Raw genomic sequence first — 11,691 nt, 5'->3', positions numbered from 1 at the left:
AGGAGAAGACGACAGTCGTCTCCCCTTATGCTTACCCATAAGTCACCCACTACAGTTATTAAAATGTTATTTTTTCCTAATCGAATCCGCTTTGAATCAGTCTTCTTTACATTTTGTTACCGCCAATAAGGTAGCTGCTGTAAATGCTGTCATACCAGCCATGAATAATGGCACACCGTATGAAGCACCTGTTTCTGGCAATACTTTTTGAGCAGGAGTTACAGACTTCACAGGAATTGCAGTATTTGGCTTTTCTGTCATGACTGGTGGAGTTGACTCCCCTGAGACTTCAGGAATATCAACTTCTGGTTCTACTGGTAGGCTTGAGTTTGCAGGCGGAAGTAATTTTTCAGAAAGCTCGACAACAAAATTTTTATGCCACTTCACATAAAATTGTTGACGCTCTGGACTTACTGGTACCTCTGGAACTTCAATTTCTAGTTTGTAGTTTGGTTCTGCTGGCGGGATCGGATTGGAGGGAACTTCAGGGATACCAACTTCGGGCCTGTAGATTGGCTCTACTGGCGGGGTAGGCGGGGTAGGCTCACTTGGGACTTTGGGAACTTCCAATTTAGGTGTGGTGGTTACTGGACTTGGAGGGGTAGGTTCTCTTGGAATGGCAGGAACCTCTGGCACTTCAACTTTTGGTTTATACCGTGGTTCTGCTGGTGGAATTGGAGGAGTAGGTCTATCTGGAACCTCAGGAATATCCAACTTAGGTGTCGGGGTTACTGGACTTGGAGGTGCTGGCTCTACCGGTGGGATAGGAACTTCGGGAACTTCAACTTCTGGTTTGCTGATTGGCTTTGCTGGGGGAGTTGGGGGAGTAGGTTCAGTTGGAGCAGTTGGCTCTGTTTCATCAAATGATGGCTTTTCCGGTTCAACTGGATCAGTTGGAGGTATTGGGGGAGTAGGTTCCTCACCTGGATCTTTAGGAAAGGCCAAATTAGAGTTGATTGCAAACCAATAAACAGTTGCATCACCTGTTGCGTTTGCACCTTTTGCGATGAACTCAAGATGGCCTGTAATCATCTTAACTCCGGCACCACCATAGTAAAAGATTGTTGAAGCTGGATTATCCCATCCTTCAGAACTTGTTACAGCATTAGCGTTAGCATTATAGACAGAGCCTTGTGACGTGTATTGATTAGATTTTTGTGATGTAACCTGATTAGTCGCTGAATCAAATGATACAGATGAACGAGGCATCAAGATATATTCTTGATCACCAATTCCTACATACTCTTGGTGACGAGTTGTTTGGAAAATAACTTTTGGTGTGTAGACAAGAGACCCGGTTGTTGGGTCAATTTTGTATGTACCAAGAACATCATTCTTCTCAACACCATTGTCATTCCATACATAAGTATCCGCTCCAATTGATTTGCCGTTTGCACTACCTGAAGCATTCAATGATGTTTCCGTAACTGTTTTTTGTTCTGTAACCTGGAAGGAATTATCTTTCCATTCAGATTTAGCTGTTACTAATTTAAGAGGGTTCGAATCATTAATGGTTACTTTAGCACCATTTTCCCATACGATATCAGCAACTGAACCATATTTCTTAATTGGTTGATCATCAGCGCTTTGGGGCGATGAGCCATCAGCGTATGGATCCCAAGTCCCACGAACTACATTATTCTCAGTATCCTTAGCTTCTACAGTCAATACACGTGGTTTAGAAGCCTCGACGTATGGTGAGCCATCCCAATGGTTAAGCGAATTGAGGGCAAAGATAGCGCTCTTATTAGCCCAATCAATTTTGTTCCCATTTTCGTCGTAAAACTCTACATCAACATTAACGTGTACTGGCTTGTCATTATCTGTAGCAGATCCAATCGTCATTGTGAGTGTTGGGTCTTGATGGATTTGGGCGATACCGACACCATCAGCAGATGGAAGCTTAACAATCTCGTATTTGTAAACTACTTTAGAGATTGTTTTACCTCCAAGTTTTGAACCTGAAAGGTTTTCATAAATAACGTCAAATTTCTGACCTTCTTTAACGACAGCCCATTCACTCTCACCTTGGTTCTTGTATGGATTATTGCTTTCTGTGTCTGTAGCAGTCATTTGGTCAGTACGGTATTGCGCAACAGTTCCGCCCGAACCAAGACGAGCTTGTGCTTCGCGTTTCAACCACATATCAATCCCTGTTGTTGTGTGCGTGGCATTGCTTTCTCGAAGGAAAGTCAAGTCTTGTACAATATTTTGAAGATTGGCAGAGGCCAAATACTCATTGTAAGCTGCTTTTGCTTCGTCATACTGTTTCTTAGCCAATTCATATTTAGCTAATTCACTAGCATATTTCAGTCCATTATTCGAACGTGCTTTAAGGTCTTCAAGATAGTGATTATAGTCAATTTCGTATTTAGAAAGGGCTTGTTCGTAAGCTGTTTTAGCAGCATCAAAGGCTTCTTTAGCTTGATCATATTGAGCTTTCTCAGCTTCGTATTTTGCTCTAGCTACATCATATGATGCTTTCTTGGCATCATACTCCGCTTTATCTGCATTGTAAGCGTCCCAAACCACATGATTACCTTTAGTAATGTTAGCATTTGTAGCTTCTGCTGCTGCTTTAGCTGCCACAGCTTTGTTAAAAGCATCAAGGGCTTCTTTGTATTCAGCTTTGGCTACTTCGTGTGCTTTTACAGCATTTTCATAGTCAATCTGAGCTTGTGCATTATCTGACTCAATTTGTGTGTTGTGAGCTTCTACTTCAGCTTTCTTAGCTACGGCATCGTTGTAGTCCTTAAGATCTTTGTTATACCGACCTTTTTCTGTTTCATATGCTGCTTTAGCCACTTCATAATCAGCTTGAACTTTAGCGTTAGCTTCACTCACTGCTGCGTTCTTAGCTTCAGCTATTGTGCGACTTTTAACAGCCTCAGAGTAGGCAGCAAGGTCAGCTTTGTATTGAGTTAGATCTGCCTGATATTTAGCCATCGCTTTATCGTAGGCTGCTTGAGCTTGTGCGTTATCTGTCTCAATTTGTATATTGTGAGCTTCTACCTTTTCTTTGGCTGCTACAGCTGTATCATAAGCTGCTTTAGCTGCTACGAATTCCACATGTTCTTTATCGTAAACTGCTTTTGCAGCATCATATTTTGTTTTCATTGATGCGTTGTCAGCTTTGATTTTATCGTTAGTTGCTTCTGCAGCTTTTGCAGCTGCAAGGGTATCATCATAAACTTTCTTCTCAGCACCATATTCAGCTTTCGCTTGCTCGTAGGCTGCTTTTTGTTCAGCATTATGTGCATCTACAACAGCTTTGTTAGCTACTGCTTCAGCGTTAGCCTTCACTGCAGTTTCATATTCAGCTTGCTTTTGAGCATAAATAGCATCTGCACCTTTTTGAGCTGTTATTGCTGCGTTAACTTCTTTGATTTGCGCAACGCTGTCAGCTATCGCTGCTGACACAGATGACTGCTGGCGAGGGATGGTTTCAGTTACTTCAACTCCTGCTTGTTTCGCTTCGTTTACAGCGTTTTCAAGCGCAGATGATGATACCCATGTTGTTGTTTGAACTTGACCGTTTAGTAACAGTTCTTTTTGTTGCTGATACTTGTGTTTCTGCTGCAACTGAAGATTAAATGACTCTGGTTGAGAAACGACAGTTGCTACTTCATCAGCAGATACGACACCGACAGGATTTGTTAAAAGTGATGTTCCAAGCAATACTGATGCTACACCAAAATGGTATTTCCGAATCGAAAAATGCTGGCTCAAGCCATACCAATCAAACTTGTTTTTATTATTATTGTTCTTCACAAGCAGATACTCCTATATAAATTTTATAGATACTGAAAATACCTTTAGCAAAAAGCATTTCTAGTATTGTATATATTATTATACCCCCCCCCCCGAATATTTTTTTCAATGAAATTACTTGAAAATTTATATGTTTCATCTATTTTTTATGTGTTTTTTTATTTTTGGAGATTTTCATATTTTACCTACTAGCTGATTTTTACAATGTGAGATTTGTGTCATTTCATGCTAAATAAATCTCAGAATAGCAATATAATCAGACTACAAAATAATTTTGTGATAGCTAACTCAAAAAAATTGTAATTCGTCCTAGAAACGATACACATCATCATAACCTTCATTCCTCGAGGAATAAGTGTGATACCTGTCGATAAAAGAAGTAGGACGCATTCATCAAACTAGTCAAATTCGCCTCACTTGTTATCAGAATTGCAGTCTAACAGAGATGCTAGCCGACGTAAACACTACTTTATGACGCTAGAATAAGAAAAAACTTCCTTAAAAACCAAGTCGAGTTACTATTGATGGACAAAATAGAAGAACAAATTATACTCTATAAAGATGATTGGAGACATCAGACTGACCCACAGCAAAAGAAAAAAGGTACGAACCTTACGAAATCTACAGTTCATACCTGATAAACTACTTTTTAATTAGAATGTGATTTTTTATCTATTTTTCAGTGCACGTTGGAAATTTTTCCACAAGCCTAAATCATCTGTCTGGAGGATAAGGCTAGAATAGATTTTTCCAATATACCAAATGCTACCTGCTGTCGTCCCAAGCAAAATAAGTAGGGAGAGCAGACCTTCAAGAGTAGAAGCTTCTTCATGAATGAGACGAATCGGCATGAAAAATGGTGAGAAGAAAGGGATATAAGACCCAACAGTGAGTAAAATATGTTCCCCTTTTGTTCCTAAACTGATACTCATCAGCATGGCCACAACAACCAGTAAGACGAGAGGTTGAACCGCCTTATTGACATCTTCCACACGCGTTACCAAGGCACCACAAGCTGCCGACAGGACAATGTAGAAAACCAAGCCCAATAGCATAAAGAAGGCAGTAAAAACGGTAGAAGGTTGGAATAAGAGCGCTACTATTTCTTGGTATTGTTCCAAGAACATCTGAACAAGTGGAAACCGACCCGCGACAAAGTAAGCGAGGAGAAAACCAACTACATAGATGGAAATATGTGTCAAGACAACTGCCATAATCCCCAACATACGCCCGTAAAAATAATTTGAGGCACGAACACTGGAGAAAATGACCTCCATAATCTTGGTGCCTTTTTCATTCGCAATATCCTGCGCGGTTGTCGTTGCGTAGATAATCAGGAGCATATAGAGTGCCATCGATAAGACAAAAACCAGACCGGATTGCAGTGTCTGAGCTAATTCCGTATTTTTCTCAATGACTTCATCATAGCTTATTTCTTGAGATAAGATTTTTTCTTGCTCTCCAGTCAACCGAGCGGCTTTCTGGTTCAAATCTGCCTGAAGTTTTTTCAGACTGCTCAAGATAGATTCCTTAGCAAAACGGTCTATGCTTTCCTTACCATGATAAGCAGCATGCACTTGATCGTCTTTGACATCTAGCACGAGGTAACCATCCATTTTTCCATCGTCCACCGCTTTTTGGGCAGCCGTTTGGTCTTGGTATTCAAAATCGTACTTATCCTTATCCTCTCCTAGGGCTTGTTCAATCTCAGGACTGGTCGAAACGATTGGGAGCGGTTCAGAAGAAGATTGGGACATACTAACAAGAATACCCCACCGACAGAGACCCCTAAAAAGATAAAGGGACTCAAGACCATAAACAAGAAACTCCATGATTTTACATGACGGAGATAGGTTTCTTTCATGACAATACTCATTTGTTTCATAGGGCTACTCCTGATTCTAACTTGAAGATTTCATCAATCGTTGGGGCTTGCTGGTCAAAGGTTGACACGTATTGTCCCTGAGTGAGAATGTCAAATAAGGCTGGGCCTGCTGACTCATCATCCAAGACGAGACGCCAAGTCCCTTGCTTGGTCCGACTGGCACTAACCACATGGGGGAGAGCTTCCAATTCTTCCTGTGTACGCTCGCTCGCAACGAATAGTCGTGTCTTGCCATAGCTATTTCGAACCTCGTCAATGCTCCCTGAAACAACTACTTTCCCATCACGAATCATCAAAATGTCATCACAGATTTCTTGAACATTGGTCATCACATGGTCTGAGAAAATAATGGTCGCTCCACGCTGTTTTTCTTCTAAAATCACTTGTTTCAGCAATTCTGTATTGACTGGATCAAGACCACTAAAAGGCTCATCCAAGATAATCAAATCTGGCTGGTGCATCAGGGTAATCATCAACTGGATTTTCTGCTGATTTCCCTTTGATAGACTTTTAATTTTATCAGTTGGATTTCCCTTGACCTGCAATTTCGCCATCCACAGGGGCAATTGTTCCTTGATATAAGAAGTCGACAAGCCTTTCAAACTGGCCAAATAACGAACCTGATTATAGACCGTTAATTTTGACATCAAACTTCGTTCTTCTGGCAAATAGCCAATCTTCTCATAACTTGCTTGTGAAATGGCTTGCCCATCGAAACGAACCTGACCTTCATAGTCCAAAAACTGCAAGATACTATGAAAAATCGTTGTTTTTCCTGCACCATTTTTCCCGACAAGACCTATAATCCGTCCTTTTTCTGCTTGAAAATCAATCCCATGCAAAACAGCCTTGTCACCAAAACGTTTCTTCAGTCCCACTACTTCTAACATCGCACCCTCCTTTTTCTGCATCACGATGCTCTGTAAGCATTTCCAAAATAATAATAAGTCTATTATACTCCTATTTCATGGCGAATGCAAGAAAATATTACTTTTTTTTTTGAGTTTTTTTTGAAAAATGGAACCTTTAAATCCAATCCGTCTGGCTAATCGCCTCTTTGACCTTCTCAATCGGCAGGTGAACAAGTTCGCACTCTTTTTCGTGATAAAGATAGGTAGCATAGTCGTCTATGCGGTATTCATTGATATAAACCACGCGCTTACAGCCGACTTGAAGGAGCTGCTTGGAACAGTTCAGACAGGGAAAATGCGTGACATAGGCTGTAAAACCTTTGGGAATTCCTCGCTCTGCTCCTTGTAAAATCGCATTGACCTCTGCATGTAAGGTTCGGACACAGTGACCGTCCACTACCAGACATTCTTGGTCCAAACAGTGCTCGGTCCCTGAAACAGAACCATTATAACCTGTTGCTACAACCTTATTTTCCTTGACCAAGACCGCTCCCACCTTAGCCCTTTTACAGGTTGCTCGATTGGCAATCAAGAGAGCTTGTGCCGCAAAATATTCATCCCATGCTAAACGTTTTTCTGACATCTCCTAGCCTCCACAGATTTATTTTCCTTATTATACCATGTTTTTTTGCAAAAGGAGAGAAATAAAAAACAAGTCACCTCTTACAACAATCTACCCCAGATGGCACAAGTTGACACCATCAAGCAGCTAATCTCAGCGTGGAAAAGAAAAAAGAATGAGCCACGTATCGCCCATCCTTTTCCTTGTTCTATTATTTAGCTTCATACCAAGTCTTGCCTGCATTTTCATCAGCCAGCAATGGAACGGAGAGAGAAATCGCCGATTCCATGACTTCCTTGACCATGCTGCGAACGGTGTCTAGCTCATCATTTGGTACTTCAAGGACGATTTCATCATGCACCTGTAAGAGCATGCGAGTGCGTAAACCTGCTTCTGTCATGGCCTTATCTAAGTTAATCATAGCCACTTTGAGCACATCCGCAGCTGATCCTTGAATCGGTGAATTGATAGCAGTCCGTTCGGCAAAGTTTCGCACATTAAAATTCCGAGAATTGATGTCAGGAATTTCCCTGCGGCGGTGGTAAATCGTTTCGACATAGCCCTTATCACGCGCCTCACGCACAATACTTTCCATGTAATTTTTAATGCCTGGGAAGCGTTCAAAATAGGTATCAATATAGGCTTTTGCTTCCTTACGACTAATGCCTAGATTATTAGACAGACCAAAGTCCGAAATACCATAAACCACTCCAAAGTTGACTGCTTTTGCATTTCGACGATCATTTGCCGTCACATCTTCCGGCTTTTCAATGCCAAATACCCGCATAGCAGTCGAAGTATGGATGTCTGCACCTTGACGAAAGGCTTCAATCAAGTGTTGATCCTGCGAAATATGCGCCAAAATCCGCAACTCAATCTGGGAATAATCCGAGCTTAGTAGGACACTATCTTCCCATTCTGGCACAAAGGCCTTACGAATCAAGCGACCTTGTTCTAAGCGCACAGGGATATTTTGCAGATTGGGGTCTGTGCTAGACAGACGACCTGTCTGGGTCAAATCTTGCACATAGCGTGTATGGATTTTCCCATCTTCCATAATGGCTTCTTGAAGGCCAATCACGTAGGTCGATTGCAACTTGGTAATCTGACGATAGTCAAGAATTTTTGACACAATCGGAGCAATTGGAGCCAAGCGTTCTAAGACATCTACTGCCGTAGAATACCCTGTCTTGGTCTTTTTGGTCAATTCGAGTGGCAAGCCCATTTTTTCAAAGAGAATGACTCCTAGTTGCTTAGGAGAGTTGATATTAAACTCTTCACCAGCCAAGTCATAAATATCCCGTGTCAATTCTTCAATCACGAGATCATTTTCAACCTGCATGGCTTTTAAGGTTTCTGCCTCAACCTTAATCCCTGTCATTTCCATTTTAGCAAGGACATTGGCTAGTGGTAATTCCATTTCAAAGAGCAGGTCTGACTGTTGGTGTTCTGCCAATTTTGTCCGCATAATGGCTTCCGTTTCAACGAGAACGGCCAGTTTATTAGCCAAGTGTTGATAGAGTGTTTCTGGCTCAGGAATGGCTCGTTTTACCCCTCTACCATAGACAACTTCATCCGCATCTAAGCTATTCTGACCGTATAACTTGGCAATGGTGGCAATCTCATTATCTTCTACTGTCGTCAGTAGATATTTGGCTAGACGACTATCAAAAGCTGCTAATTTCAGGTCAATCCCATAATGGGAAAGTAAGACCTTACTCCGTTTGAAATCATAGGTTTTAACGGCTGTTCTTGTCAGAAAGTCACGCAAAATGTCTTGTGACAGAAGCTCTGCTCCTCCGACATAGATAGCCTGCTCATCTCCCCAAGCAAGACCGATAATTGGCTCTTTGTGGTAATTATCCCCAAAGATTTCAAAGTGGAAAAACTGGTCTTCATGGAGCATGTCTGCCGCAACCTTTTCAACGAATACAAAGTCATTCTTGATAGCTGTCGGTGCTGTTGCTTCACTGCCTAATTGGGCACGGAGCAATTTGAAGCCCATGTCCTCATAGAAGCGCGCTAATTGTTCAAGATCTGGACCTTGATAGGCAATATCTTCAAGACCAATTGTAATAGGCGCTTGCGTATCAATGGTCGCAAGGGTTCGTGATAGAAAGGCCTGTTCCTTATCCTGAATCAGATTGTCTTTCATCTTGGACTGCTTCATGCTGTCGATATGCTCATAAATACCGTCCAGTGACCCATATTCCGTCAAAAGTTTAAGGCCTGTTTTCTCACCAATCTTGGTCACACCGGGGATATTATCTGATTTATCTCCCATGAGTGCTTTTAGATCAATGAATTGGGTCGGCGTAATCCCCATTTTTTCCATGAGATAGGCTGGGGTAAATTCTTCAAATTCAGCAACTCCCTTTTTCGAAATTTCAACAATGGTATTTTCATCCGTCAGTTGGATCAAGTCCTTATCTCCACTGACAATGGTCACCTCAAACGGTTGGCTACTTCCTTCTGCTAGCTTATCCAAGGTTCCAATGATGTCATCTGCTTCATAGCGTTCTAAATCATAATGGCGAATGCCCATGACTTCTAGCATTTGGCGAATGAAAGGAAATTGCTCTCGAAATTCATCAGGTGTTTTGGCACGACCTGCCTTGTAGTCTTGGTACATTTCTGTACGGAAGGTCGTTTTCCCCGCATCAAAAGCGACCAGTACATGGGTTGGCTGGATTCGCTTCATCATATGGTCCAGCATGAGGTGGAAACCATAGATAGCGTTGGTATGAAGACCAGTCGGACTCTTAAAACGATCAATTTGATTGTAGAGGGCAAAGAAGGCACGAAAGGCTACAGATGAGCCGTCTATTAGTAATAATCTATTTTTTTTCATGTTTTTATTATATCATGTTCTTCTCGTCAAGAATAGAAAAAGGGAGTGGGACTCAAACGTGATTTCGCAGAAATCGATTTTGTCAATTTCGCTCTCTCATTTCTAAGCTCAAGTATTAACAGTCCACTAGACTGTTAATACCTCGCAGGTTGACTAGCTTCCACAATTGAGGATTGTGGAAGGCTGGAAATAGAACGAGCGCAGCTCGCTCCTTGCAATTGAGAATGGTAAAAGGTTAGAAATAGGGCTAGCAAAAAACTGTTCGCTAGCCTCTTCTACTAGAATGTTGATTGATCAACATTCTACAAACCAGTCAATCTTCGCTTTCAAATTTTTAGGTTCAGGTATCAATCGTCACTCCCCTGACTATTGATATAAGTCAAACTGTTAACGCTATAAAAGAAGCAAGGCTGGACACTTTTGTCTCAGCCTCTTTAACATCAAAGTTCTTGGTTTTGCTATTTTCTTCATATAGTACAGATTTTTATAGTGGATTGAGAACTGAACACGGACTAAGAGCTGTGTAAAAAAGATAGATTTCCTTGTGTTCATCGAACACAAGGAAATCTCCTATTTTTACTTTGCTCTTGACGTCCTTTGTATCTTATGAAGGAATAGGACAAGGCAAGGAGCTACAGATAGAACTGGCGTTAATTGAGGATTACTCCATAATCCCTGTTTCCACCTTCAACAGTCTACTGGACTATTGAAGCAAAGCGACTTATACTCGTCAAAAATCAAAGTCTGACGTCGTTAACTCACCTTGCTGAACTTCAGTTCTAGCTACGATTTCGTTGCCTAGTCAGATTTTTATTTTTATACATAAAAAGCCGGTTAAAAACCGGCTTAAATCTCTATGTATCCACCATTCACATTACCACTTAGAACGACAATTATAAGCCGCTAAAGCCAATTGTCCTGCTGTAGCTAAAGCCAATTGTCCTGCTGTAGCTAACACATTAGCTTTACTTGCGCTTTTACCCAAAAGTTTAAGAACTGTCCCTGCTGCTTTTTCCCATAGAGCATTTTCCAAATCCATAGTAAAAGCTTTCCAAAATTGTCCATTTGCTATATCAATGTAAACGCCAAAATAATCTCTTAAAACGCACATACCAAAATCAGCTGCAGAACGTTTTCTTCGTTTACTTATTCTAATCTTATAAGCTTCATAAAGTTGTTGTGCATATATATCTCCTGAATTAGCTCTTTCAAGAAGTAATTCAGGATTTGTTATTTGATAATTTCCATTTCCATCTATATGCCCCACCTGATTAAAATAAAATTCAAGCTCTGAAGACAATATTTCCACCTCTTCGTCAGTTGCTAATGAAGAAATCTCCTCATTAGCAAAAACAACTGTAGGAAAACTACTTAAGACAGGAAATGTTATCGCAAATAACATAACTATAACCAAAAACTTATTTATTATCTTCATACTTCTTTCCTCCAAAGATAATAAAGACTATAAGTAAAGGTGAAAATACATAGAGACCAACGTAAACCAACCGAAGCACAAATGAATTTTGAGAAAATTTATTTGTATAATATTCTCCCACTAGAGAGAAACAAATTAAGCATATAAAAAAATAAACAGTTAAAAACACATTCGGAAATTTTAAAAATTCTTTCTCATAAAGAGCTAAATATACTCCAAAAAATATACCTCCTAATAACAAAAATAAAGAATCAAATTTTATTTTTTTCATCACAA

Annotated in this window: 8 protein-coding genes; all 8 read right to left on the bottom strand. The window is 40.6% G+C overall.

Going from position 1 to position 11,691, the window contains the following annotated elements; translation table 11 throughout:
• Positions 1 to 96: 96 nt before the first annotated feature.
• Positions 97 to 3,771, bottom strand: coding sequence for a GbpC/Spa domain-containing protein (locus A4H00_RS07045; RefSeq protein ID WP_067088567.1), 3,675 nt, complete (start codon positions 3,769 to 3,771; stop codon positions 97 to 99).
• A gap of 668 nt (positions 3,772 to 4,439) precedes the next feature.
• A complete protein-coding gene (locus A4H00_RS07040; protein ID WP_067088555.1) occupies positions 4,440 to 5,528 on the bottom strand; it encodes an ABC transporter permease in 1,089 nt (362 codons plus the stop codon).
• Positions 5,462 to 5,656, bottom strand: a complete 195-nt coding sequence (locus A4H00_RS11855) for a hypothetical protein (RefSeq protein ID WP_157770991.1) — start codon at positions 5,654 to 5,656, stop codon at positions 5,462 to 5,464. The genes A4H00_RS07040 and A4H00_RS11855 overlap by 67 nt, the downstream gene beginning before the upstream one ends.
• Positions 5,653 to 6,546: an ABC transporter ATP-binding protein gene (locus A4H00_RS07035; protein WP_067088553.1), complete on the bottom strand. Its 894-nt coding sequence runs from the start codon at positions 6,544 to 6,546 to the stop codon at positions 5,653 to 5,655. Before A4H00_RS07035 ends, A4H00_RS11855 begins: the two co-directional genes overlap by 4 nt.
• Before the next feature lie 136 nt (positions 6,547 to 6,682).
• Positions 6,683 to 7,150 (bottom strand): deoxycytidylate deaminase, encoded by a 468-nt coding sequence (locus tag A4H00_RS07030; protein ID WP_067088550.1) that lies wholly within the window; start codon positions 7,148 to 7,150, stop codon positions 6,683 to 6,685.
• 190 nt (positions 7,151 to 7,340) lie between these two features.
• The gene (gene polA / locus A4H00_RS07025; protein ID WP_067088548.1) at positions 7,341 to 9,980 is read right to left on the bottom strand and encodes a DNA polymerase I; all 2,640 of its coding nucleotides are present in this window, start codon (positions 9,978 to 9,980) and stop codon (positions 7,341 to 7,343) included.
• 874 nt (positions 9,981 to 10,854) lie between these two features.
• Complete coding sequence (locus tag A4H00_RS07020; RefSeq protein WP_067088544.1) at positions 10,855 to 11,415, bottom strand: hypothetical protein; 561 nt, start codon at positions 11,413 to 11,415, stop codon at positions 10,855 to 10,857.
• Entirely contained in the window at positions 11,399 to 11,686 is a 288-nt protein-coding gene (locus A4H00_RS07015) for a hypothetical protein (RefSeq protein WP_067088542.1), read from the bottom strand. Before A4H00_RS07015 ends, A4H00_RS07020 begins: the two co-directional genes overlap by 17 nt.
• Positions 11,687 to 11,691 lie beyond the last annotated feature (5 nt).

Source organism: Streptococcus marmotae (assembly GCF_001623565.1).
Taxonomy (GTDB): domain Bacteria; phylum Bacillota; class Bacilli; order Lactobacillales; family Streptococcaceae; genus Streptococcus; species Streptococcus marmotae.
The sequence above is the reverse complement of the archived record's forward strand: the minus strand, read 5'-3'. Positions and strand labels throughout refer to the sequence as shown.

What these genes read in the sequence shown, in the direction of transcription:
- A4H00_RS07035 (WP_067088553.1), bottom strand. Translation starts at nt 6,546, where the DNA reads ATGTTAGAAGTAGTGGGACTGAAGAAACGTTTTGGTGACAAGGCTGTT.
- A4H00_RS11855 (WP_157770991.1), bottom strand. Translation starts at nt 5,656, where the DNA reads ATGAAACAAATGAGTATTGTCATGAAAGAAACCTATCTCCGTCATGTA.
- A4H00_RS07020 (WP_067088544.1), bottom strand. Translation starts at nt 11,415, where the DNA reads ATGAAGATAATAAATAAGTTTTTGGTTATAGTTATGTTATTTGCGATA.
- A4H00_RS07040 (WP_067088555.1), bottom strand. Translation starts at nt 5,528, where the DNA reads ATGTCCCAATCTTCTTCTGAACCGCTCCCAATCGTTTCGACCAGTCCT.
- polA (WP_067088548.1), bottom strand. Translation starts at nt 9,980, where the DNA reads ATGAAAAAAAATAGATTATTACTAATAGACGGCTCATCTGTAGCCTTT.
- A4H00_RS07030 (WP_067088550.1), bottom strand. Translation starts at nt 7,150, where the DNA reads ATGTCAGAAAAACGTTTAGCATGGGATGAATATTTTGCGGCACAAGCT.
- A4H00_RS07015 (WP_067088542.1), bottom strand. Translation starts at nt 11,686, where the DNA reads ATGAAAAAAATAAAATTTGATTCTTTATTTTTGTTATTAGGAGGTATA.